The sequence below is a fragment of the Marinobacterium sp. YM272 genome, from assembly GCF_050908845.1.
Classification (GTDB): domain Bacteria; phylum Pseudomonadota; class Gammaproteobacteria; order Pseudomonadales; family Balneatricaceae; genus Marinobacterium_D.
Map to the genome: position 1 here is coordinate 440,001 of NZ_CP194171.1, position 24,540 is coordinate 464,540.

15 protein-coding genes, 3 tRNA genes and 2 rRNA genes are annotated in these 24,540 nt (G+C 51.8%); 17 read left to right on the forward strand and 3 right to left on the reverse strand.

All coding sequences use genetic code 11. The annotated features are described in order from the left end of the window. The first annotated feature begins 100 nt into the window (after positions 1–100). The 4 genes from ACQUQP_RS02150 (at position 101) to rrf (ending at position 3,736) form a co-directional block, all read left to right on the forward strand. Positions 101–177 (forward strand) — tRNA-Ile (locus tag ACQUQP_RS02150). A 100-nt stretch (positions 178–277) separates the two neighbouring features. Then, positions 278–353 (forward strand) — tRNA-Ala (locus ACQUQP_RS02155). A 237-nt stretch (positions 354–590) separates the two neighbouring features. Then, a 23S ribosomal RNA gene (locus ACQUQP_RS02160) occupies positions 591–3,478 on the forward strand. Positions 3,479–3,620: 142 nt separating this feature from the next. Further along, positions 3,621–3,736 (forward strand): 5S ribosomal RNA (gene rrf / locus ACQUQP_RS02165). Positions 3,737–4,419: 683 nt separating this feature from the next. Here rrf and ACQUQP_RS02170 read toward each other — a convergent pair. Then, positions 4,420–4,495: transfer RNA gene (locus ACQUQP_RS02170), tRNA-Phe, on the reverse strand. Between the two features lie 48 nt (positions 4,496–4,543). Next, positions 4,544–5,191 carry an orotate phosphoribosyltransferase gene (gene pyrE / locus ACQUQP_RS02175; protein WP_432697176.1) on the reverse strand — a complete coding sequence of 216 codons (648 nt, stop codon included), beginning with the start codon at positions 5,189–5,191 and terminating at the stop codon, positions 4,544–4,546. 195 nt (positions 5,192–5,386) lie between these two features. Between pyrE and ACQUQP_RS02180 the strand changes: the two genes are divergently transcribed. Then, complete coding sequence (locus ACQUQP_RS02180; RefSeq protein ID WP_432697177.1) at positions 5,387–6,160, forward strand: exodeoxyribonuclease III; 774 nt, start codon at positions 5,387–5,389, stop codon at positions 6,158–6,160. Positions 6,161–6,218: 58 nt separating this feature from the next. On the opposite strand, the gene rph is transcribed toward ACQUQP_RS02180, so the two are convergent. Continuing rightward, positions 6,219–6,989, reverse strand: coding sequence for a ribonuclease PH (rph, locus tag ACQUQP_RS02185; RefSeq protein WP_432697178.1), 771 nt, complete (start codon positions 6,987–6,989; stop codon positions 6,219–6,221). 105 nt (positions 6,990–7,094) lie between these two features. On the opposite strand from rph, the gene ACQUQP_RS02190 reads away from it, so the two are divergent. The 12 genes from ACQUQP_RS02190 (at position 7,095) to ACQUQP_RS02245 (ending at position 24,540) form a co-directional block, all read left to right on the forward strand. After that, positions 7,095–7,958: a YicC/YloC family endoribonuclease gene (locus tag ACQUQP_RS02190; RefSeq protein WP_432697179.1), complete on the forward strand. Its 864-nt coding sequence runs from the start codon at positions 7,095–7,097 to the stop codon at positions 7,956–7,958. 175 nt (positions 7,959–8,133) lie between these two features. Then, positions 8,134–9,351, forward strand: coding sequence for a tyrosine-type recombinase/integrase (locus tag ACQUQP_RS02195; protein ID WP_432697180.1), 1,218 nt, complete (start codon positions 8,134–8,136; stop codon positions 9,349–9,351). Positions 9,352–9,423: 72 nt separating this feature from the next. Beyond that, complete coding sequence (locus ACQUQP_RS02200) at positions 9,424–10,287, forward strand: DUF6387 family protein (RefSeq protein WP_432697181.1); 864 nt, start codon at positions 9,424–9,426, stop codon at positions 10,285–10,287. A gap of 223 nt (positions 10,288–10,510) precedes the next feature. Further along, the gene (locus ACQUQP_RS02205) at positions 10,511–10,690 is read left to right on the forward strand and encodes an AlpA family phage regulatory protein (RefSeq protein WP_432698660.1); all 180 of its coding nucleotides are present in this window, start codon (positions 10,511–10,513) and stop codon (positions 10,688–10,690) included. 158 nt (positions 10,691–10,848) lie between these two features. After that, positions 10,849–11,085, forward strand: coding sequence for a hypothetical protein (locus tag ACQUQP_RS02210; protein WP_432697182.1), 237 nt, complete (start codon positions 10,849–10,851; stop codon positions 11,083–11,085). Positions 11,086–11,886: 801 nt separating this feature from the next. Then, complete coding sequence (locus ACQUQP_RS02215; RefSeq protein WP_432698661.1) at positions 11,887–12,057, forward strand: HGGxSTG domain-containing protein; 171 nt, start codon at positions 11,887–11,889, stop codon at positions 12,055–12,057. Between the two features lie 461 nt (positions 12,058–12,518). Further along, positions 12,519–13,025 (forward strand): BrxE family protein, encoded by a 507-nt coding sequence (locus ACQUQP_RS02220; RefSeq protein ID WP_432697183.1) that lies wholly within the window; start codon positions 12,519–12,521, stop codon positions 13,023–13,025. Next, entirely contained in the window at positions 13,022–13,804 is a 783-nt protein-coding gene (locus tag ACQUQP_RS02225; RefSeq protein ID WP_432697184.1) for a BrxA family protein, read from the forward strand. Before ACQUQP_RS02220 ends, ACQUQP_RS02225 begins: the two co-directional genes overlap by 4 nt. After that, complete coding sequence (locus ACQUQP_RS02230; RefSeq protein WP_432697185.1) at positions 13,785–14,363, forward strand: BREX protein BrxB domain-containing protein; 579 nt, start codon at positions 13,785–13,787, stop codon at positions 14,361–14,363. The genes ACQUQP_RS02225 and ACQUQP_RS02230 overlap by 20 nt, the downstream gene beginning before the upstream one ends. A 23-nt stretch (positions 14,364–14,386) precedes the next feature. Continuing rightward, the gene (brxC, locus tag ACQUQP_RS02235; protein ID WP_432697186.1) at positions 14,387–18,022 is read left to right on the forward strand and encodes a BREX system P-loop protein BrxC; all 3,636 of its coding nucleotides are present in this window, start codon (positions 14,387–14,389) and stop codon (positions 18,020–18,022) included. A gap of 3 nt (positions 18,023–18,025) precedes the next feature. After that, a complete protein-coding gene (gene pglX, locus ACQUQP_RS02240) occupies positions 18,026–22,012 on the forward strand; it encodes a BREX-1 system adenine-specific DNA-methyltransferase PglX (protein WP_432697187.1) in 3,987 nt (1,328 codons plus the stop codon). Further along, positions 22,009–24,540 (forward strand): PglZ domain-containing protein, encoded by a 2,532-nt coding sequence (locus tag ACQUQP_RS02245; RefSeq protein WP_432697188.1) that lies wholly within the window; start codon positions 22,009–22,011, stop codon positions 24,538–24,540. The genes pglX and ACQUQP_RS02245 overlap by 4 nt, the downstream gene beginning before the upstream one ends.

Below are 24,540 nucleotides of genomic sequence, written 5' to 3' on the forward strand. Positions count from 1 at the left end.
GATCGAGGCGTAGACTGAGTGAGTGAGGGAATGTACATGAGTACATGACCGAATGAGCGAGGGATGCAACGAAGAGCAGAGCGAAAAGATGCCGAGAAATAGGCTTGTAGCTCAGCTGGTTAGAGCGCACCCCTGATAAGGGTGAGGTCGGTGGTTCAAGTCCACTCAGGCCTACCAATTTTGCGTCACTCTGCGTTAAATCCCTCGTCGCATAGCAGGCTATGCTTCCTCCGGATTTGCCTTGATTGACACAAAATTCAACGCGATTGACCTGAATGGGGCTATAGCTCAGCTGGGAGAGCGCCTGCTTTGCACGCAGGAGGTCTGCGGTTCGATCCCGCATAGCTCCACCATTCATCCTGAATGGTAGAGACCTAAACAGAATACGCTTCACCAGATTGCCTGGTCATTAAAGCTCTTAGAGTTTTAAAACATACACTCGTCTGAGTTTATCTTTTAAAGCTTCATGCTTTAAACGCTCTTTAACAAATTGGATCTAAAAGATTGTCTTGTATTGTTTGATACAAGCGCCAACCGGCGAAATCGATCGTTACTATATATTCAAGTGATCAGACGCCTTCGGGTTATATGGTCAAGTGAATAAGCGTGCACGGTGGATGCCTTGGCAGTCAGAGGCGATGAAGGACGTTGTAGCCTGCGAAAAGGTTCGGGGAGTCGGCAAACAGACTTTGATCCGGACATGTCCGAATGGGGAAACCCACCCGCTTGCGGGTATCTCTTAACTGAATACATAGGTTTAGAGAGGCGAACCCGGGGAACTGAAACATCTAAGTACCCGGAGGAAAAGAAATCAATTGAGATTCCCTCAGTAGCGGCGAGCGAACGGGGAACAGCCCTTAAGCTGTTTACGTGTTAGCAGAACACTCTGGAAAGTGTGGCCATAGTGGGTGAAAGCCCCGTATGCGAAAGTGCGTTTACAGTGAAATCGAGTAGGTCGGGACACGTGTTATCTTGACTGAATATGGGGGGGCCATCCTCCAAGGCTAAATACTCCTGACTGACCGATAGTGAACCAGTACCGTGAGGGAAAGGCGAAAAGAACCCCTGTGAGGGGAGTGAAATAGACCCTGAAACCGTGTACGTACAAGCAGTGGGAGCCGTTTTCGGACGGTGACTGCGTACCTTTTGTATAATGGGTCAACGACTTACTTTCAGTAGCAAGGTTAACCGTCTAGGGGAGCCGTAGGGAAACCGAGTCTTAATAGGGCGTTTAGTTGCTGGGAGTAGACCCGAAACCGGGCGATCTATCCATGGGCAGGTTGAAGGTTGAGTAACATCAACTGGAGGACCGAACCGACTACCGTTGAAAAGTTAGCGGATGACCTGTGGATCGGAGTGAAAGGCTAATCAAGCCCGGAGATAGCTGGTTCTCCTCGAAAGCTATTTAGGTAGCGCCTCATGTCTCACCTTGGGGGGTAGAGCACTGTTTCGGCTAGGGGGTCATCCCGACTTACCAACCCGATGCAAACTCCGAATACCCAAGAGTGCAATCATGGGAGACACACGGCGGGTGCTAACGTCCGTCGTGAAAAGGGAAACAACCCAGACCGCCAGCTAAGGTCCCAAAGTTCTAGTTAAGTGGGAAACGATGTGGGAAGGCTTAGACAGCTAGGAGGTTGGCTTAGAAGCAGCCACCCTTTAAAGAAAGCGTAATAGCTCACTAGTCGAGTCGGCCTGCGCGGAAGATATAACGGGGCTCAAACTAGACACCGAAGCTGCGGATGCGTTTTTACGCATGGTAGAGGAGCGTTCTGTAAGCCGTTGAAGCGGAAGCTGTAAGGCACCGTGGAGGTATCAGAAGTGCGAATGTTGACATAAGTAACGATAAAGGGGGTGAAAAACCCCCTCGCCGGAAGACCAAGGGTTCCTATCCAACGTTAATCGGGGTAGGGTGAGTCGGCCCCTAAGGCGAGGCTGAAAAGCGTAGTCGATGGGAAACAGGTTAATATTCCTGTACCGCGCATAACTGCGACGGGGGGGACGGAGAAGGCTAGGCCAGCACGGCGTTGGTTGTCCGTGTTTAAGGGTGTAGATTGAGGAACTAGGCAAATCCGGTTCCTTAAGATCGAGACCTGATGACGAGCTCCCATGTGGAGTGAAGTGGTTGATGCCAAGCTTCCAGGAAAATCCTCTAAGCTTCAGGTTATGTGTGACCGTACCCGAAACCGACACAGGTGGTCAGGTTGAGAATACCAAGGCGCTTGAGAGAACTCGGGTGAAGGAACTAGGCAAAATGGTGCCGTAACTTCGGGAGAAGGCACGCCGGCGTTGGTGATGGGATTTACTCCCTAAGCTGACACCGGTCGAAGATACCAGGTGGCTGCGACTGTTTATTAAAAACATAGCACTCTGCAAACACGAAAGTGGACGTATAGGGTGTGACGCCTGCCCGGTGCCGGAAGGTTAATTGATGGGGTTAGCGCAAGCGAAGCTCTTGATCGAAGCCCCGGTAAACGGCGGCCGTAACTATAACGGTCCTAAGGTAGCGAAATTCCTTGTCGGGTAAGTTCCGACCTGCACGAATGGCGTAACGATGGCCACACTGTCTCCACCCGAGACTCAGTGAAATTGAACTCGCTGTGAAGATGCAGCGTCCCCGCGGCTAGACGGAAAGACCCCGTGAACCTTTACTATAGCTTCACAGTGGACTTTGACATTACTTGTGTAGGATAGCTGGGAGGCTTTGAAACTCTGACGCCAGTTAGAGTGGAGCCGACCTTGAAATACCAGCCTGGTACTGTTGAGGTTCTAACCTAGGTCCGTAATCCGGATCAGGGACATTGTGTGGTGGGTAGTTTGACTGGGGCGGTCTCCTCCCAAAGTGTAACGGAGGAGCACGAAGGTACCCTCAGCATGGTCGGAAATCATGCATTGAGCGTAAGAGTATAAGGGTGCTTGACTGCGAGACAGACACGTCGAGCAGGTACGAAAGTAGGTTCTAGTGATCCGGTGGTTCTGTATGGAAGGGCCATCGCTCAACGGATAAAAGGTACTCCGGGGATAACAGGCTGATACCGCCCAAGAGTTCACATCGACGGCGGTGTTTGGCACCTCGATGTCGGCTCATCACATCCTGGGGCTGAAGCCGGTCCCAAGGGTATGGCTGTTCGCCATTTAAAGTGGTACGCGAGCTGGGTTTAGAACGTCGTGAGACAGTTCGGTCCCTATCTGCCGTGGGCGTTTGAGATTTGAGAAGAGTTGCTCCTAGTACGAGAGGACCGGAGTGAACGAACCTCTGGTGTTCGGGTTGTCATGCCAATGGCATTGCCCGGTAGCTACGTTCGGACGGGATAACCGCTGAAAGCATCTAAGCGGGAAGCCTCCTTCAAGATGAGATCTCACTGGACCCTTGAGGTCCCTAAAGAGCCGTTCAAGACCAGGACGTTGATAGGCTGGGTGTGTAAGCGCTGTGAGGCGTTGAGCTAACCAGTACTAATTGCTCGTGAGGCTTGACCATATAACGCCAAAGGCGTTTGAGCACGAATATATAGATCGTATCGCGGTTGTAGCTTGTAGCGAACGACAAGACATCAGATAGGAGATAAGCGAAAGCGGGTCTTCTACTAAAAGCTTTTAGATCTCAGTTTGTTCCAGTTTTGCCTGGTGACAATAGAGACGTGGAACCACCTGATCCCATGCCGAACTCAGTCGTGAAACGCGTCATCGCCGATGGTAGTGTGGGGATTCCCCATGTGAGAGTAGGTCATCGCCAGGCACCTAATATGAAATAACCCCGGTACCGAAAGGTATCGGGGTTTTTTCGTATTGGGGTGGTGTGAACTTCTGTGCACTACCAGGCCCATGTGACTAAGCCCTGTTCCGAAGGAACGGGCTTTGGACGCCGTCTGCGACGGCGCCCGCAGGGTCAGGCGCACTGCGCCTGATCATTGTAGGTCATACCCCCGCTACTTCCCGAGCTTGAGAGAAGCGCAGGCGCCGCAGGCGTCCGAAGGATCGCAAGCACCGCTTGCGACCTAAAGTAAGTCATCGCCCCCCAGCCAGAACGCCCAACCCCGCTAACGTATACCCGCAGTCTCCCCTGATTAAAGCGGCTCATACCAGCAGGCATACATGGCCTGAAGGTCCAGAACTAACGCTTCTGATCACTGTAGGTCAGCCCCACTCCACTGAAGTTCGCCGCAGCCTCAGACATCGCCAGACAGACCCTTACAGTAGAGAGGCCGAAGTGCCTCCTCGGTTTCAATCGGCAGCGCCAGGTTGAAATTAAGCTTCGGCATGGTCATTCGGCTGCTATCGATGCGATGACCGTCAATAGGTGTGATATAAGCGGGGAAGCGGATATGTACGGACCCTTGATCTTTAGGGGCCAGCAACGGAAACAAGCTCTGAACGACAGACACAAAAAAGGCCTGCATCTAGTGCAAGCCTCTTAAGTAGTGGTGCCCGGAGGCGGAATCGAACCACCGACACGGGGATTTTCAATCCCCTGCTCTACCGACTGAGCTATCCGGGCAATCGGTAAGCTATTCAACCACTTAGGTGATTCCGGGTCAAGTCCGAATCAGCTTTTAATGCCAAACTCTTCGCGATATTGGCGAATAGCATCGAGCTGCTCGTGCATGTCGCCTTTCTCTTCCAGGAATTCGATCAGGTCATCGAGTGAGACGATGCTGATAACCGGCATGTTGTAGTCGCGCTCAACCTCCTGAATGGCGGAGAGTTCGCCTCGGCCTTTTTCCATGCGGTTAAGCGCAATGGCCACAGCTGCGGGGGTCGCTCCAGCCTGCTCGATGATCGCCATGACTTCTCGGATTGCAGTACCTGCGGTGATCACGTCGTCGATGATCATCACCCGTCCTTCCAGCGGGGCGCCCACCAGTGTTCCGCCTTCGCCATGATCCTTGGCTTCCTTACGGTTGAAAACATAAGGAACGTCGCGATCGTGGCCTATAGCCAGAGCGACAGTCGTTGCGGCTGCAAGGGGGATGCCTTTGTAAGCAGGACCAAGCATGACATCGAACTCTACGCCTGAGTCGACAATCGCCGCCGCGTAGAACTGTCCGAGTTTGGCCAGGGCTTTGCCGGTGTTAAACAGGCCCGCGTTGAAAAAATAGGGGCTCTTACGGCCTGACTTCAGCGTAAATTCACCAAATTTAAGCACCTCCTGCTCAATGGCAAATTCGATAAAGTCGCGCTGGTAGTCCTGCATAGCTCTCTCCACTGGATCGGTTGGCAATTAGGGTCGCTAATCATACCTTGATTGAGCGTTAAGGGCTTCTCAAGGCCTGATTAACACGGCGAAATAACGGCTTAATCTCGGGAAAGATTTTAATTTTCCGGCCCTTACCGATACAATTATCCTCTTAAATTTCTGGATTCTCGCTGGTGTGAGGCACAACTGATTATGCGCGTGATCACATTCAATACTCAGGGTATTGAACAGGCCGCTGACAAGGGCTTTTTTGACTGGATGGTAGCGCAGGACGCTGATGTCATCTGTCTGCAAAACCTGAAAGCGCGCGAGTATCAGCTTGATGGCGATCGCTATCATCCTGAGGGCTACCATGCTTACTTCTTCGATGCCTTCGAAGATGGCTACAGCGGCGTTGCGATCTACACCCGTCATTTGCCCAAGGCGATTATGACGGGCCTCGGGTTTGAGCAGTGCGATTACCAGGGGCGCTTTATTCAGGCAGACTTCGACAAGGTCAGCGTATCGTCGATGACGATCCCGTCAGGCCTCAAGAGTGCCGAGGATCAGGCCGAGAAGCTGGCATACCTTGAGCACTTCAAAAACCACCTGAAGAAGACTTTGCGTAAGCGTCGTGATTTCATCTTCGCCGGTACGTTCAACATTGCACATAAAGCGGTGGATCTGAGCAACTGGTACGTCAACCAGAAGGTTTCGGGCTTCCTGGCAGAGGAACGTGCCTGGATGGATGAAGTGTTTGACGAAATGGGCTTCGTGGACGCTTTCCGCGAGGTGAACAAGGCGGAGCGCCAGTATACCTGGTGGCCCGACTACAACCGGGCCTGGACCCTGAACGAGGGTGCCCGTCTCGATTACCAGATGACCACGGCCAACCTGCGCAAAAGTATCAAATCTGCCCGCATCGACCGGGATCAGCGTTTCTCGGAACACTGCCCGCTGATTATCGATTACGCCGTTGATCTCTGAGACGAGCAGACACTAAAAAGGAGCCATCGGCTCCTTTTTTAATCCTCGCGCCAGGCTTTCAGTCCTTGAGCGCTTCGCTCTGAATCTCGATCAGCTCACCGATACCTTTCGACGCCAGGTTCAACATGGCGTTGAGCTCTTCCTGGGTGTAAGGCTCGCCTTCTGCGGTACCCTGAACTTCCACAAAACCACCGCTGGCTGTCATGATCACGTTCATATCGGTATGGGCTCTGGAGTCTTCAGCATAATCCAGGTCCAGTACCGGGTGGCCCTCATAGATGCCCACCGATACAGCGGCTAGCTGATGCTTGATCGGGTCGCCTTTCATGGCACCGTTCTTGTCCTTTTTCAGCACATTGATGGCGTCCTGCAGTGCCACGAAAGCGCCGGTGATTGACGCGGTGCGGGTACCGCCGTCGGCCTGGAGGACGTCGCAATCGATGGTGATGGTGTTTTCGCCCAGCTTCTTAAGGTCCATCGCGGCGCGCAGAGAACGGCCTATCAGGCGCTGGATCTCGACGGTGCGGCCACCCTGCTTGCCGCGTGCGGCTTCCCGGTCGGAACGGGTATTGGTTGATCGTGGCAACATACCGTACTCGGCGGTAACCCAGCCGGATCCGGAACCGCGGAGAAAGCGCGGGACTCCTCGATCCACGCTGGCGGTACAGAGCACTTTGGTATCGCCGAATTCGACCAGTACCGAGCCTTCTGCATGCTTGGTGAAGTTACGGGTGATGCGAACATCGCGCATCTGATCCGGTTCCCGGCCACTGGGACGCAGTTTTTTCAGACCAAGGTTCTGCAGCTGTTCGGAAAGCGTGGAGGACATGAAAATACCTTAGTTGGAGTTGTTCCCGGTTGATAGAGGCTTGCTGCCGGGACTGTTAATATGACTCGAAACTTGATCCCTAATTTTAATCGAGATCGGCTGAATATGACACGTAGCATGACCGCGTTCGCGCGACAGGAAGTACATCGTGAATGGGGAACGCTGACCTGGGAGATTCGTTCGGTCAACCATCGTTACCTCGAACCGCACCTGCGTCTGCCTGAAGCCTTGCGGGACCTGGAAGGTAAGGTTCGCGAAAAGCTTCGCAACGGACTGAGCCGGGGCAAAGTGGAGTGCACGCTGCGCTTTGTGCCGGAAGCCGGTGCACAGACCCTGAGTGTGGATGAGGAGCGGGCACGGGACCTGATCGCGGCGGCAAGCCAGGTGCGAGGCCTGATGCCCGATTCTGCGCCACTGGATACATTTCAGGTGCTTGGCTGGCCCGGCGTACTGCGTGAGACCGAGCTGGATATGGCTGAAATCAGGAAGGCGGCGCTGAACCTGTTTGACAGTGCCCTCAAGGACCTGGCCACGGGGCGTGAGCGGGAGGGGCAGGAGCTGAGTCAGCTGGTCGGCCAGCGTCTCGACAGTATCTCCGAGATTGTCGCGGAAGTGCGTGTATTAATGCCTCAGATTCTGGAAGCCCAGCGTGAAGCGATCCGCGCCCGGGTAGCGGATCTCGAAGTCGAGGTTGATCCGTCACGGCTGGAGCAGGAGCTGGTGATGATCGCCCAGCGTGCCGATGTGGACGAAGAGATGGACCGACTCGATACCCATGTTCAGGAGGTGCGCAGGGTTCTGGGTCAGAAAGGCCCGATAGGGCGCCGACTGGACTTCCTGATGCAGGAGCTGAACCGCGAGGCCAATACCCTGTCTTCCAAATCCATCGTGGCCGGCACAACGCAGAGAGCGGTGGAGCTCAAGGTGCTGATTGAGCAGATGAGGGAACAGATCCAGAATATCGAGTGACGTTTTTTACTGTTTTTGCCTGATCAATAAAACGCCTAAGTTACCTTTTTATAAGGATTTATTGTTTTCTGCTGTTCACAGATGGTCGTGGTTGTTCTTATACTTGTGGTAACCAAAACGGTAACCATAGTGGTAACCAAAATTCATCTTGGGCAACTGCAGGAAAGTTCTCACCATGGGCAAGCTGACCGATAAAGGTATCAAGGCCATCATCAAGTCCGGAGAGCCCGGCCGATATGCGGATGGTGATGGGCTTTACCTTTGTGTCAGGGGAAGTGGTAAGCCGTACTGGGCGCTACGCTACACTCTGAACAACAAACGTAAGCTCTATACTGTCGGTCACCTGGAGCACGTAACCCTGGCAGACGCCCGAATTGAAGCAGGAGCGGTACGAGCTCAGATCGCGAAAGATGGTTGCGACCCTGTCGTCGAGCGACGCCGTGCCAAGCAGGCTCCTATCAAGACGGTTGATGACCTCTTCCATGATTGGCATGGAGAGCGGGCTCCTCGACTAAAGTATCCGAAAATCCCGCTGCGGCAGTACCAGCGTGAGGTTCAGTCAATGATTGGTGGCCTCACTCTCGAGGTGGTTACTCCACGGGACGTTCGGGCCGTCATCCAGAAAATTGTGGCCAGCAAGCGGCCAACAATCGCTAATGATGTTTTGGCGATGCTGAAGCAACTCTTCAATCATGGCATCAAACTGGATGTTATGAACGGAAACCCAGCAGCCGCTTTTTCCGTGAAAGATGCAGGTGGCATAGAGAAAAGCCGGGACCGAATTCTGGATATCAAAGAGTTGCGTTCTGTCTTCGAGGTCTTCCGGGCAAATAGCGACCAGTTCACTCGTGAGAACTACCTAGCTTGTGCGTTGCTGTTGGTATTGGGAGTCCGAAAGATGGAACTTCTGGCAGCACAGTGGCAGGAGTTTGATCTAGAAGCTGGATTGTGGAGGCTGTCGCCCAATAACAAGACAAAAGCTTCGATTACGATTCCACTACCTCGGGCCGCTTGTGCTTGGCTTGAAGAGCTGCGCATACGAGCCTGCGGCAGTGTCTATGTGTTTCCGCGCAGGCGAGCTAGCAAAAGATATGGGCACGTTGGGCCGGATACACTGAATGCAGCACTGAAGAAGCTTGTTGACCAAGGCAAGATGGAAGAGTTTACGGTTCATGATCTTAGGCGCTCGCTGCGCTCATTGCTGTCCAGCATCGGTACGCCCCCACACGTAGCCGAGCGCTGCCTGAATCACAAGATACCGGGCGTTGAGGGTATTTATGATCGCTATGATTACCTGAATGAGCGGCGAGAGTCGCTTGAGAAGGTGGCATCTATGATCTCTCCTTTCGTTAATGATTCGAAGAACGTTTTACCTTTTAACCGAGTTGGGTAATCTCCAGCCGGTTTCTATAAATCCAAATTGACGAGTGGCATTGATACCACTCCCTCCAGACGCGACCTAACAATGAAACGTAAAGAAATCTTGCGGGCTTTGAGTTGGTTTGACATCACCAACTATGAACCATTAATGGATCTGCAGTTACCTGATTTTCTGGATCAGTTCTACTGGAGGGCAGTGAACTTTACATCAGAAGGTGATTGGGATGACTGGGATGAGTACGAGGCTCAAAAACACTATGACTGCATAGTAACAGGTACAACTATTTTGGCTGGTATAGAGTTTGATCCTACGCCTTGGACAGCATGTTGTGGTCTTAAGTTAGGGCAGTATCCCGATGGTAATTGCGACCAGCACTTGGCTTCTACGGCTGCCTTGAAAACTCTTAATCTTAATGATTTATCGCTTGCATATGAGACGTTAAAAAGCGCTGGTTACTATGATGGCGAAAGAGCAGAAAATTCTATCTCAATTGGCGCCCCGAGTGTTTCGACAATCAACGTTGGCTACTTTTCCGATGATGTTTGGTTGTCTGTAAATATTTTAGAATATACAGATGATGAAATTATCGAAGGTATTCGGCAAACACTTCCTAAATGGAGGAGGCAAAAGGGTATGCCTAATCGGGCTGGAGATATTGCGATGCGCTCGAGTATGGTCACAATAAAGAAACTGGTTAACTACCGAGTGATTCCCATCCTGGATATATTGCTCTGGGCACGATATCGCAAAGTTAAAGTTTGGCCGGCGTTGCTATCTCGGGTTGTTTGGGATGGCGCGGATGGAGTTATCAAGACTGTAGATCACTTAAGAGATACTATCATGCCGTTCGTGTATAACATCGCGACATGGGAAAGTTGGCAAGATTTACAAGGTTTAGTTCGAAAGGAGCCCTCACTAAGAGATCTGACAATGAAGGATATTATTTAGTTGGGGAATTTAGAATAGGGGGTCTTTTCTTAAAGAGAGGCTCTCCTCTTCTTTCCAGCAGCAATTTTGGGGAAAAAAATAATTTCAAAAATCCACTGATAAAACAAGTAGTACGATTCAGAATGCCTCCGACAGCTTGAGTAACCCACAGACGGAGGCTAAATTGAAAACATTCGTAACACCCACCCCCGAACAGCGCCAGGCTACACTCAACGCAGCTGGTGTGCATGAAGGACTCTGCCGTGACAAAGAGCGGCACTCCATCACATCTTTAAGTCGTACCCGTACGTGGCAGCTTGAGCGCGAAGGCAAGCATCCTCGGCGGGTATCGCTTGGCCCTGCCTCTGTTGCTTGGCGCAAATCTGATCTTCTGTGTTGGCTCGAACAGCAGTACACCGATTAAGTCTGACAGGGTCTCCAGTCTGCTTTAGCAGTTTGAATCATTCATCTGGTAGAGAGCGAGGTGCTAAAGAGTCCTAGAAGATTAAAGCGATGTGACACACGTTTACCTTTGGAAAAAGTCTTTCCAAGCAAAGATCATGAATTCAAGAGATTATAGATATGAAAAAATATGAAGTTGAGTTGGTAAAAAGTGTTAAGTACACAGTAACAATTGAAGCTAATAGTAAAGCAGAGGCTAGAGAGTTTGTGGAGCTGAACAAATCGCTCCACATGAAAGATATGAACCGTGAATTTGTCAGTGCTAGGATCAAGTCAGTCTATCAGGTTCCGGAGATGAGCGAGAATCCACTGACTGATCAATATTTTTATTTCAAAGGTAAGAATTCTCTGCACTGAAAAATGGAATAAACCATGGCATCTACCGTTCACAGCTTGCAGGCTAAGAAAGCTAGGAAAAAATTTCCTAACATAAACTACAAAGGATATCTCCACTTGCCGAATTTGGTGGTGAGCCACCCAGATTTTATTGCATTAAGTGGTAAGGCCATAAAACTTTTGGTTGACGTCGGATGTCAGTATAACGGAAAAAATAACGGGGATCTGTGTTGCAGTAGAACGATAATGCGAGAAAGAGGCTGGTCATCCAACAAGGGGCTTGATCTGGCAACACGCGAGTTGGTCGAAAGAGGTTGGCTTGTCCAGACTAGACAGGGAGGGCTGGGGATGGGGCCATCGTTGTATGCCATTACATGGCAGCCGATCCATGAGTGTAAAGGGAAGCATGACTTGAAGCCGACAACGACGGCTTATAGAAACCTCGGACCAGATCGTTAAAGGAAGAAAATGCGCGAGCCTAAATAGGGGGCCGAGAACGCCTGCATATGGGGCCGGTAAGTAACAGTGCCGGCCTACATACCAGGCTTTTATGTCCCTAATAGTAGGCCATTAAGCATCAATTTCGATATAACGTACGCCCCCATAGTGGGCACCTTTATATATTTACCACACAGTACCGAAATCAATGATGTTGATATACGAGTAATTAACTATGGAAGATGGCGTATGGATCGATCCCAAAAGGTCAAATTGTTGCGAGAGTACTATCGGAAGTCGCGCATTGCGTCTGACCAGTGGCGCTCTCGAGGGTACCGATACCCGCCACCCGGTATGCCGAAGTTTCCAGACGAATGCCGCGGCATGAAGTGTGGAGCAAAAACACGAAAGGGAACTCCGTGTAGCAATGACGGCACGGCTTATCCTAATGGTCGGTGCAAATTCCATGGCGGGGCTAGTACCGGACCACGTACACCAGAGGGTCGGAAGCGCTCGTCTCGGAATAGCTCAAAAACGAACCCCATGGAGACCTGATAAAAGTTCACTTCTATCGATGGTTGGCCGCTTTGGCCGTCTTCCTGAAAATCCTTCTACACAGTGCATCCACCAAGGAAAAATATTAGCGATGAGCACTGCTTGTCTGAGTAGCTGGAGAGAGATCTATGGCGGAAAGCAGCAACTTCGAATTTCTTCGTTAGCACGACCCTATCTTTGTGCAGCTGGCGGTAGCAGCGGAACGTTCTTTTGCCAGCGATCCAAATACAATATTGATCAAGTTGCGTCAGCTTGGTGAGGCTCTCGCACAGGACTTAGCGGCACGCTGCGCAGTTCGACTGGACGAGAAGACTACCCAGGCTAATCTGCTGTTCAGGCTCAGTCTTGGGATCAAGTTGGCACCGACTATACGCGTTCTATTCCATTCCCTATATGTTGTACCATCGCAGATACGTTTTTTGTGCGCTGCTCGCGCAGAGCTTCCCACCTGAGGACGAGTTATGAATAAGGACGTGATCAAGCAAATCGCTGATCTGAGAATAGTGGTCGGTTTCTTAGGTGAAAAGAGCCAGCGTGGCTGGTGGTCCTGCAGCTTTCTAGCCCCACAGGCCAAGAATTTTTTGACACCGATCTTCCCTCGCACCTTGGTCCAGGCTCAGCACCGTGGCGTCACCGCAGCAGCGACGCTGGTGCATGATGATGTGATCGGCGTGGGAGCGACCTACCACCTTTTCCGCATGCCAGAGTCCATCGAATTAGAGTTGGATCGCCTTTTTCAATCCGCACAGCCAGATCAGTACACCGCTGTATTAACAGATGAGCAGAGTGCTTTGGAGCGATTGCAAGCGATGGCGGGTGGTGAGCAAACCTCTCAAGAAGGGCCTGTCATAGTAGGAGATTATGATGCGGATAATCTTCCTGGCTTGATCCAGCAGGTTGCCGGGCAATACCTGTCAGCCTTCCAGCAGGATACCCGCTGTTACCCGTTCATGAGAGAGATTGCGTGAGTTCCACTCCCTATTACACCACCCAGCTCCAGGCTGGGTTGGGTTTGATTGAAGAAACGAAGCTGCTGCTGTCGCTGTATGAGCCTGGCCAGAGTGCTACGTCTCTATATGACAAAGCGCTTGATTCCGGCATGTTTCCCAATGTGTCCGCCCGACGTCTACGCAACATCGTGGTCGAATGTTTTAACCCACGTTATATAAAAACTGGCTCGGCGTCCTATCTGCAGACGTTGCAGGGACGTGCGGGTTCATCGGTGATGAGCCAGCTGTTTCTGTACTACACAGCTACAGCAAACCTGATCCTGGCGGACTTCATTCGTAATGTTTACTGGGCGCGCTATGCCGGTGGCGGACAAACAGTGTCTTTAGAGGATTCTCGTCAGTTTGTTGAGCAGGCTGTTCGAGATGGTAAGACGCAAAAGCTCTGGTCAGACACCACAATCAAACGCATCTCATCCTATCTGGTGGGGTGTTGTGCCGATTATGGGCTGTTGTCGTCAAGGCGCACCTCTGAACGCAGCATTCAACCCTTGCGGATAGAACAGGCCACCGTTCTCTATCTGGCGTACAAACTGCACTTCGATGGATTGGGCGACAACGCCGTCATCGGACATACAGCCTGGGCGATGTTTGGGCTGGAGCCTTCAGACGTCAGGGCGGAGTTTAAGCGTCTCTCTCTCAATAACTGGCTGATCGTACAAGCCGCCGGAGATGTCACTCGCATCAGCTGGCCACTCAAATCAATGGAGGATGTCGTCGATGCCATCGCTGAATGCTGACTTCAACGAATTGATGGAAAGGATGAAACGTGGTCGCGAGTTTGGCCATGCCAGCTATGAGCCCATCTATTACCTGGTGTTTTCCCCGCGCTCCATCCTGGATGTGAAGCGGCAGATGAAAGCCTGGGAAGCCCGTCTGTCTAATGATGGTTGGGAAGTGCATACCTTTTCTATCGCCACTGCGATTCAAGAGATCTTTGATGAAGTGCCTGCCATGGTGAAAACCATATGGCAGAAGCAGGATGCTGCCGCACCGTTGAATTGGGATAAGACCAATAAAGCATTGGCAAACCGGCTAGAGCAGGGCGCCCTGACAGCAAAACTGGCGGAAAAACTAGCCTCACTTGATGGTAATGACAACGCCATCCTGCTGGTTACTGACTTGGAGGCCTTGCATCCATATACGCGCATCGGTGTGATCGAAGGTGAGCTGCAGGGCAAGTTCTGCGTGCCGACGGTCTTTTTCTATCCCGGTATTCGCACTGGCAAAACACGACTTAAATTTTTGGGCTTCTACCCGGAAGACGGCAACTACCGCTCTGATCACGTAGGCGGCTAAGGGACAGGTCACAGGATATAACAATGGAAATTAAATCCCTCTTCGACAGCAACAAAGACATCTACCGCACCATTGAAAAGGTGATCACCTATGGCGCCTCTCAAGAGGAACGTCTCAAGGCGGAGATCTCAGAATATGTTGTCACCGACAGTATTGAAGAGCAGCTGGAAAGCCTCCTGCAGAAGATGGATGCGGCCATGGATGCCGGTGGTCAGAACGAAGTGGGAGTCTGGGTGTCGGGCTTCTACGGCTCGGGTAAGAGCTCCCTCACCAAATACTTGGGCCTGGCATTTGATGATCGTGTACAGATCGACGGCGTGCCGTTTATCCAGCATCTCAAGGATCGGCTGAAAAAGAACACCACCAAAGCACTGCTGACCAAAGTGGCTAGCCGTTTTCCGGCTGCGGTGTTGATGCTTGACCTGGCTAGTGAACAGGTTGCTGGCGCTACCATGGAAGAGGTATCAACTGTTCTCTACTACAAGGTGCTGCAGTGGGCCGGGTACTCCCGCAACCTGAAAGTGGCCGCCTTTGAGCGTAGATTAAAACATGATGGTCGCCATGCAGAGTTCCTGCAGCTGTTCCGCGACTACATGGGCGCAGACTGGAGCGATTACCGCAACGATGACCTGGTTGTCGATAGCGTGATTCCTGAGCTCGCGCATCAACTTTACCCTCAGGTATTTAAGACTGCCTCATCATTCAATACTGAAACGAGTGAAGTCATCCGGTTTGAAGATGACCGCGTAATCGAGATGCTAGATATCGCCCGTGAAGCGACCGGAAAAGAGTACATCATCTTCATTATCGATGAAGTCGGTCAGTATGTGGGCTCTCGTTCGAACCTGATCCTTAACCTGGATGGACTCGCCAAAAACCTGAAGAACATCGGAGATGGTAAAGTCTGGATTATCGGTACCGCCCAGCAAACACTCACTGAAGATGACAGCAAAGCAGCGCTCAACTCTGCTGAGCTCTACAAGCTGAAAGACCGCTTCCCGATTCAGATCGATCTTGAAGCCAACGACATCAAAGAGATCTGCTACACCCGACTGTTGGGTAAATCCTCGGTCGGTGAAACTGAGCTCGGCCAGCTGTTTGATCAGCATGGCCAGGCGTTACGCCATAACACCAAATTGGTCGATGCGCGTGCTTACGGAGCCGACTTTAACCGCCAGACCTTTATCGATCTGTACCCGTTCCTACCTGCCCACTTCGATATCCTGCTGCACCTGCTGGGAGCGCTGGCGAAGTCTACAGGTGGTTACGGTTTGCGTTCCGCTATCAAGGTGGTGCAGGACATTCTGGTGGATGAGTCGGATAACCGCACGCCTATCGCCAAGCAGCCGGTGGGTTGGCTGGTAAATACCGTCACCCTATTTGACGCATTGGAAAAAGACATTCGCCGCGCCTTTGCCTCCCTGTACGCATCGGTGGATAAAGCGAAGCTACGTTTCCCTGATTCGGCGTTGCATCAGAATGTCGCCAAAACCGTGTGTATCCTGCAGGTGCTCAACAACCTGCCGGTCTCTCGCCAAAACGTCGCCAGCCTGCTGCACTCGGGCATTGCGCAAGCGTCAGCAGCAGACAGCATTGCCACTGCTATCGAAGAGTTGATCTCAGACCCCATCGTGCCCTTTGGTGAGCAGGACGGAAATCTCTGCTTCTTCAGTGAAAAACTCAATGAGATTGAGCAGGAGCGAGCCAACATAGCGACTCGCTCCATCGAGTTACGCCGCATCATCAGTGATGCCCTAAAAGAGGTCTATTCACCGCTGCCTGCGGCTCAGCTCCACGGCAACCTTTCTGTCCAAACAGGTCTGAAAGTACTCTCAACTGCTGGCGCGGTACCCACCGCTCTGGCAGGCGATCGAAACCCGGTACAGACCATTATTGAGCTGGTCGATCCGGTCGAATACGACAGTGCCAAATCGAGGCTGACCAATGACAGTCGTCAGAAGGCGGAGCTTCAGAATATCTACCTGTTGGGGCGGACGACCCCGGAAATGGATGAGCTAACTACTGAGATCTTCCGCTGTCGCGAAGTGGCCACCCGATACCGCAACGAACCCGATCAGGAAGTAAAGGACTACTGTGCAGCTCAGGCTGATCGAGCCAATCGTCTGTTGAATGACCTGGAGCGCCAAATCCGTCGCAGCCTGCAGCAAGGATCTTTTCTGTTTCGCGGAACATTGACGGCGGTGGACAGCCAGAGCCAAGAACTAATCGAAGCAGCTCGTAAACATATGGTTGATGTTGCCGAACAGGTGTTCGATCGCTACGCAGAAGCACCCGTACGGGCCAGTACCGATCTGGCTGAGAAATTCCTGCGCTTGGGTAACCTGTCTGGCGTTACGCACCCAATCGACCCACTGAATTTGGTGCAAACCAGTGGCAGTACACCAAGCATCAATACCCAGCATAAAGCGATCACTAGCATCCGCGATATGATCGACCGTCAGGGAACGATCGAAGGCAAACGGCTAACCGACCTGTTTACCAGCCCGCCCTTTGGTTGGTCGCCAGATACTTTGCGCTACCTGATTGCTGCCATGTTGATCGCCAGCGAGATCAAGCTTAAAACCGGTGGCCGAGAAGTAACCGTTAACGGCCAGCAAGCGATAGATGCGCTTAAAACCAACAACACCTTCAAGTCGGTGGGGATCTCTCTGAGGGAGGAACGCCCCTCCATTGAGGTTCAGGCGCGGGCTGCTGAGCGTCTCACAGAGCTTACAGGCGATATTGTCGTTCCCCTGGAAGACGAGATCAGTAAGACTACGGTCAAACTGCTGCCACGTCTGCAGCATGAATACGGTCCTCTGGCTGAAAAGCTCAAGGCTATGGGACTGCCGGGCAGTGACCGTCTGGATGCACTGTCTCAGGATATGCGTGACATCCTGTTCACCGATGCCTCTGATGCCCCCCAGCGTTTGGGTGGTGAAGATTCAGATCTGTTCAATAGCCTGAAGTGGGCTTCGGACCTAAAGATCAAACTGGAGCATGGGCTAGAAGAGATCCTGCGAGATCTGCAGGCTCACATTAAAGGGATCATTGCGCTGCCATCAAGCGGCACACCCGGCGCTCTAAAAGGGGAGCTGGAAGAAGAAATCCAGGAGGCCCAGGCAAGGCTGCAACAGGCGGATTTCTTTAAATACAGCACCGACTTTGCCAGCACGTTGACCGCATTGAAGTCCCGTGTGCGGGATGCCGTGATCGCCATGAAGGCAGAGCAGGCCGAGCGAATTAAAACGGCTGAACCCGATCTGCGCCGCTTGCCAGAGTGGACCGAGCTGACCCAACAGGAACAGAACAGCCTGTTGGCTGATTTGGAAAAGCTATCGGTTGAAGCCAATGAAGACCTCAGTGGTCTGCAAACTTTGGTCAATCAGGATTACAGCATTAACAACGCTATCCAAGACCTGAAGATTCGTATTCAGCGTATTGGCCGTGAACGCATACAGGAAAAGGTTAGGCAAGAGCAGGAAAAAGCGGTGCAGGAAGGTAAGCCCAAACTCACGCAACGCAAGCTCTCGTCCAAGCCCCGTATCACCAGTATGAGCGAGCTGGATGCTCTGATCAGCGAACTGAATCGACTGCGTGGTGAGTTGAACTACGCCCATGAGTTTGAGCTGATACTAAACCTTCAGGACGAGGATTAACTGATGGCGTTTGATCAGACCACCCGTGGCCGGTTGCAAAAGTTCGTTAATGCCAGCCGAGAACTGCTCAGTGAAGAACTGACCCGCCAGCTCCAGGCGACTTATGGCCTCGACCCTAAAACTGGCACCGTTGCTGACCTGAGCGAACTAAAGCACCTAGATAACGTCGAGCGTCAAACCGCTCAGCTTTTGCGGGAGATTCTGCAGCACTATATTGCAACTACACCGGGTAAAAATACCAAGGAGCAAACACTCCAAGCTCTGGACCGGTTGGTACGCGAGCAGGCGTTTACGGTGCTGAACCGTATGGCGGCACTGCGCATGATGGAAGCCCGTGGCGTACTGATGGAGTCCATTGCTAAGGGCTACAACTCCAGGGGTTTTGAGCTGTATAAGATGCTGGCGGGCACCAGTCAGGGTGAAACCGGTGATGCCTACCGTAACTACCTGTTCAGCCTGTTTGACGAGTTCAATGTCGATCTGGAGCTATTGTTCGATCGCCATGGTGCCCAGGGCCGACTTTTCCCCAGGGAATCAGCCCTCTTGGAGCTGTTGGAGCAGATCAACCACCCGGAGATCGAACACCTCTGGGCAGAAGACGAAACCATCGGCTGGATTTACCAGTATTTTAATTCCCAGGAAGAGCGCAAAAAAATGCGCAAAGAGTCCCAGGCGCCGCGTAACAGCCGAGAGTTGGCAGTACGTAACCAGTTCTTTACCCCGCGCTATGTGGTGGAGTTTCTGGTGGACAACACCTTGGGGCGGATCTGGTTTGATGCCACCCAGGGCAACACCAGTCTCTATGACCGCTGCCAATACCTGCTGGTCAAGCCGGAAGAGTTGGAAGCCAAACGTGTGGAACCTATACCGCGCACCCTGCGTGACCCACGTACTCTCAAACTGCTGGATCCGGCCTGCGGCTCCATGCACTTTGGCCTTTATGCCTTTGACCTCTTCCTGGAGATCTACCGCGAAGCCTGGGCCTGGGAGCAACAGCAAGGCCCCGGCAGTTTGGACGTATCCACTCAGCCTGAGGCAGGTTTTAAGCCGTTAAGTCAGACCTACGCAGATGAAGCGGACTACCTGCGCGATGTGCCGCGCCTGATCATTGAACACAACGTCTACGGGGTGGATATTGACCCCCGTGCCGCCCAGATCGCGACCCTGGCGCTCTGGCTGCGTGCTCAGCGCGCCTGGTATGAGGCAGGCGTTAAAGCGCCTCAACGTCCGATCATTGGTCAGGGCCATGTGATCGCGGCGATCGCCCCACCGGCCGAAAAAGAGCTGCGCCAGCAGTTTGCCGAGCAGCTGGATACCAAGGATGCCGAGCTATTCGGGAAAACCCTGCAACTGCTGCATAACTTGCCTGAATTGGGTGTGTTGCTGCAGGTGGAGCAGGAACTGCCCAAGCTGATTAAGCAGGTCTATGGCGGCAGTGGTAATGATATGTTTGCAGCACAAGAACAGGAAACCTGGGAGCAGGCGGAGCAGCGTTTGCGGCAGGCGTTGAGTACCTTCATGGAGCAAGTGAGCAGTAGTTACCAGTGCCGGTTATTTGCAGCGGATGCACTCCAAGGGCTGCGGCTAGTAGATCTGACCCGTGAAGTCTTTGATGTGGTCGTAATGAACCCACCATTTGGGGAACCCGTTCGATCAACCAAAAAGAATCTCGAAGAAAGTATGCCAAGATCCAAGGGCAATGTTTTGGCGAATTTTATAGAGCGCTCTGTCAACCTTCTCCGTGTAGGTGGTCGGACTGGAGCAATCGTGAGCCGAACCTGCTTTTACCTACAGAGCTTTGCAAATTTTAGAAAGACAGTTCTTGAAGATGATCTACAGCTGGAAAGTTTTGCAGATCTGGGGCTTGGCGTTCTTGATGCGATGGTGGAAACCGCTGCGGTGACTTGGACACGAGCGACAAACCAAGAGAGTAACGCTGTTTTTTTTAGAGAACTGAACAGAGTTGATAAAAATAAGGGCTTACTAGAGTCAATAGATTTACTGAGGAATGGGCTGTCGGGTTCAAATTTTTTCGTAAGAAAATTGAAACAGTTCTCAATTTTCGATGATAGGCCATATATATATTGGGTTGGTGAATCTGTAGCAAAAAAAATAGCTGGACAGAAAAAAATTGAACCTGAATTTTGTGATATTAGAGTGGGGTTGCAGACAGGGGATGATTTCCGATTCTTGAGGTTATGGTGGGAAACTAGAGCTTCAGATGTGATTATTCCAAATTCTGGCGAGGAAAACACAGTTTTGTGTGCTCAGGCAATCGCATTGAGTCATCAAAAAAAGTGGGCGTGGTATTCTAAAACGGAGGCGGCCTCTCCTTTTTTGTCATCAATTCATCTGCATGTTAATTGGCGTGATAATGGTAAGGAAATAAAAGCCTACCATATAGGAAATGGACACTCCGCATCCAAATACGTCATGTCGGAATCAATGTATTTTCGACCCGGTATTAGCTATATGCTTCGTTCCAGCCGGATAGTACCTTATCTTGTACCAGCAGGTGTTATCCCGACCGCCGGAAGAAGCCAGGTTTATCCTAAAGATGGGGCTGAGATCTGGGTTACAACTCTCTTGGCTTCTAACATAGGGACTGCTGTAGCTCGTTTTCGGGGCGAAGCTTTTTGGCAGCCGAAGTTTCAAAATTCGATGGTCTCAGCAATACCATTTGTGCAGCCGGGAGAAGGGGATATTAGTTGGGCTGAAAATGTGATCGCAGATATTAGGCAGAAGGTGTCAAATAACTTTAAATCTGATGAGTCTGAAATACTCTTTACACTTCCTTCATTTGATGATTCTAAGCGAATAAAAGAAAAAATTAATCGTGAGACCTTGATTGGTTCCGATCTGGATAAACATATTGCCAATCTGGCTAGACTGAGCAGCGATGATTATACGAGTCTTTTACGAGATCACAGTGAGGCTCTGAGTAAGGGGGCTGATTCTAAAAGTAGACAAGGTCAGGACGAAGACGATCTGGAACAAGAACACTGCGATGATAACAGCGAAATACATACTGCTGTAGATAATCTCATTTCCTGGTGCGCGGGCGTGGCGTTTGGCCGCTTTGATTGCCGTTTGGCGACCGATGAAAGCAAGCCGATCACTGTATTGAGTCCCTTCGACCCACTGCCAGCCAAAAGCCCTGGTATGCTGCCTGATGGTGCTGTTCCTTTCCATCATAATGCCGCTATCCTAGTCGATGACGAAGGTCATCAGCATGATTTGCCACGTTTGATCGAGCAGGTGCTGGTAACCGTTGATACCTCAGTGAGCCAGGACATCCGTCGCTGGTTGCGTAAGGATTTCTTCCCCTTCCATTTGCAGCGATACTCAAAGAGCCGCCGAAAAGCACCGATCTATTGGCCGCTCTCGACCGCCTCTGGTAGTTACACCCTATGGATCTATTACCCTGAGCTTACGAATCAGACGTTGTTCACCGCAGTGAATGATTTTGTCGAGCCCAAACTTAACTCTGTGCGCGATGATCTTAATGGCCTACTTACGAAAGCTGGTGGCCGTAGCAAGCAAGAAGAAAAAGCGCTCGAAAGGCTTGAAGATCTGGAACAGGAATTGGCGGATCTGCGTGACACGCTGCTCGATATCGCACCCAGCTATCGGCCAAACCAAGATGATGGCGTGCAGATCACCGCGGCACCCCTGTGGTCGCTGTTCCGCCATAAACCCTGGCAAAAGGTGCTCAAAGATACTTGGAAGCAGCTGGAAAAAGGTGACTATGACTGGGCGCACCTAGCACTGAATTATTGGCCTGATCGTGTACTGCGGAAATGCCATGAAGACCGCAGCCTAGCTATCGCCCATGACGTGGAAGAGCTGTTCTGGGAAGAAGTAGATGTACCAGTGCTTCGCCGGGGTAAGGATACCGGTGAAACTAAGCTGGAATGGCAACAAAGAGCGTTGGGTGAATCTGAACTACAGGCATTAATTGGAAAAATTCGACAGGAACGTCACCTATGAGTATTGCGGCTTTTATTCAGCAAGAGGTTTTTGCCCGCCGCTTGGCCAGTTCTGAGTCGCATCAGATTCTGGTTGTGTATGACCCAGACCAGCGCTACCGCAAGATCTGTCTTGATATGGCTGATGATCGTTGCGGTGTTGTGGATGCTACGGAGTCAAGTCTTCAGAGCCGAGCTGAGGCGCTAGAGGCACTGCAGAGCCTTGGCAGCCAGCAGCTCGAGCATCTGGTTGTGTATGTGCCGATTGAAAAGCCGCTGGAAGATGAAGTCCGGCAGAAGGACCCCTTCGCGTTATATGCCGCCTGTGGTGCTGTTTTTCCTGATGGCGACGGCGATGAGTATCGTAACCTGTGCCTTAAAGCCAAACCTGATCACACGACACAAATCCGCAGCATTTTCGAGCAAGATCCAAACCCTAGTTTTGCTGTCATTGATGCCGTTGGTGGCGGATTAGAGTGGCCTAACCTGCGTGCGCTGCTAGAGGTGGAATCTAGTCGAGATATTCTGTTTGCGCTTCTGGCGCCCAGTGATCAGCAGCAGGCAGCACTCAAAGGAAGCGATGCTTGGGTTGCAGAGGTCAAAATACTGCTTGAAGCCACCATTGGCTTGAAATTGCGGACTCGAGCTAAGAGCTGGGGAGTCATTGCAGACGAGCTGTGGAGCTATCTACTGTTCAGTGAGTTTGCGTTAGACCTGCCTACCGCGTTGCCCGATGCATTGGCAAGCATGCCCCGTGCGTCGGTCGAGGCGGAGCCACTTATCGAAGATATCTGCGAACGTCTGCGTAATGACGGACGTACTAAGCCAACCTATATAGATCGGGCTGAGCGAGTTGAGGCTGAACTGGAGTTGGTTCAGCACTGCCAGGCGATTACTGAACTCGGTCGCAAGGATACCTTCCCATTTGAAGAACGTACGTTCATGCATCAGGCCGTACAGGCGATGGAAGCTGATGATACTGATCGGGTCAGGGACATTCTTAGTCGCCATGCGCAATCAGTTTGGACCGGTAAGGGCGAAAGCCAGGCGCAATGGGATCTGCTGCGCTCCGCTTTGATGCTAATGGAAGCTTGTGAGGTCAGGGAGCTGGAGCTCCCTAATTATGCCCGCAGTATGGAGTCCTTGCTGGAGTTTTACGTTTGCCAGTTACGGGATGTGGACCGCCTACATCGGGAGTTTGAACAAGCGGTCAGTGACTATGAATGGCAAGACACTCATGGCGTCATGGAGCCGGTTAAGCATCGGATACGTCAAAGCTACGGCCGCTTGATCGAGAAGGTACAAATTCCGTTCACCAAGCACCTGGAGCAGAGTGGTTGGCCGGTAGCGGGTTACCTATCGAATAATGAAGTGTTCGATAAACTCGTAGCACCGAGGTTGCAGCAGAGCGGTCAGAAAGTCGCCTACCTCATGGTTGATGCGTTGCGCTATGAGCTGGGCGTCGCGCTGGAGCAGCAGCTCAAAGAAGACGGCAAGGTTGAGTTAACACCGGCTTTGGTTCAGTTACCCAGCATCACGCTGGTGGGAATGGCCAGCCTGCTGCCGGGAGCTTCGTCGAGTCTCGAGCTTAAGAAAACAGATTCCGGTCTGGTTCCCATGATAGGGGAGCAGGACGTGAGCACCGTACAGCAGCGTATGGATTGTGTACGCAAACGCTATGGTCAGCGTTTCCAAGAAGGGCGTTTGGAAGCGTTTGTCCGTAACAAGTTCGATGTGGATGAGACGACAGAGCTTTTGATTCTGCGTTCAGTGGAGATTGACGAGCTATTTGAGAACACGCCTGATACAGCACCTAATGAAATTCTTAGTGCGCTTAAGCGCATTCGCGTCGCCGTTCACAAACTGCAGTCTAAAGGGTTCAACCAGGTAATCATCGCGACTGACCATGGGTTCTTCATGAACACCCATGCAGGGGCTGGAGATACCTGTAAGAAGCTGCCCGGTAACTGGCTCAATATCCACGAACGTTGTCTCTTGGGGGATGGCGCCGGCGATTCTCACCATTATGAGATCAGTGCGGAGAAAGCTGGGATACGTGGTGACTTCAACAAGCTGGCAGGCCCGCGCTCGATGGCCGCTTATCGTTCTGGGTTACTTTACTATCACGGTGGCGCATCTTTGCAGGAGTGTGTGGTGCCGGTACTGGACATTAAGCTCAAAGACGCTGAGCAACCGGCCATGCAGAAAGCAAGCGTGGTCTTGAACTACAAGAATGGCGCCAAGCGAATTACTACGCGGATGCCTGTTATTGATCTGAGTGTAGAAACACAGGATATGTTCTCTGTGGGGCAGTCGTTTGAGGTGCTGTTGGAAGCTCAGGATAAAAAGGGCGAAGTCGTAGGCGAAGCCAAGCCGGGCGGTACCGTCAACGCGGCTACCGGTACGATTACGCTGGAGCCTGGCAATAATGCCCAGGTGACGCTGCGCATGCAGATGGATTTTGAAGGCAAGTTCAAAGTAAAAGCGCTTAACCCGACGACGTTGGCGGTATACGCTCAACTTGAATTGGAAACTGACTACGCGGTGTAA

What these genes read in the sequence shown, in the direction of transcription:
- brxC (WP_432697186.1), top strand. Translation starts at nt 14,387, where the DNA reads ATGGAAATTAAATCCCTCTTCGACAGCAACAAAGACATCTACCGCACC.
- ACQUQP_RS02195 (WP_432697180.1), top strand. Translation starts at nt 8,134, where the DNA reads ATGGGCAAGCTGACCGATAAAGGTATCAAGGCCATCATCAAGTCCGGA.
- ACQUQP_RS02230 (WP_432697185.1), top strand. Translation starts at nt 13,785, where the DNA reads ATGCCATCGCTGAATGCTGACTTCAACGAATTGATGGAAAGGATGAAA.
- ACQUQP_RS02180 (WP_432697177.1), top strand. Translation starts at nt 5,387, where the DNA reads ATGCGCGTGATCACATTCAATACTCAGGGTATTGAACAGGCCGCTGAC.
- pglX (WP_432697187.1), top strand. Translation starts at nt 18,026, where the DNA reads ATGGCGTTTGATCAGACCACCCGTGGCCGGTTGCAAAAGTTCGTTAAT.
- rph (WP_432697178.1), bottom strand. Translation starts at nt 6,989, where the DNA reads ATGTCCTCCACGCTTTCCGAACAGCTGCAGAACCTTGGTCTGAAAAAA.
- ACQUQP_RS02200 (WP_432697181.1), top strand. Translation starts at nt 9,424, where the DNA reads ATGAAACGTAAAGAAATCTTGCGGGCTTTGAGTTGGTTTGACATCACC.
- pyrE (WP_432697176.1), bottom strand. Translation starts at nt 5,191, where the DNA reads ATGCAGGACTACCAGCGCGACTTTATCGAATTTGCCATTGAGCAGGAG.
- ACQUQP_RS02220 (WP_432697183.1), top strand. Translation starts at nt 12,519, where the DNA reads ATGAATAAGGACGTGATCAAGCAAATCGCTGATCTGAGAATAGTGGTC.
- ACQUQP_RS02215 (WP_432698661.1), top strand. Translation starts at nt 11,887, where the DNA reads ATGAAGTGTGGAGCAAAAACACGAAAGGGAACTCCGTGTAGCAATGAC.
- ACQUQP_RS02190 (WP_432697179.1), top strand. Translation starts at nt 7,095, where the DNA reads ATGACACGTAGCATGACCGCGTTCGCGCGACAGGAAGTACATCGTGAA.
- ACQUQP_RS02210 (WP_432697182.1), top strand. Translation starts at nt 10,849, where the DNA reads ATGAAAAAATATGAAGTTGAGTTGGTAAAAAGTGTTAAGTACACAGTA.
- ACQUQP_RS02245 (WP_432697188.1), top strand. Translation starts at nt 22,009, where the DNA reads ATGAGTATTGCGGCTTTTATTCAGCAAGAGGTTTTTGCCCGCCGCTTG.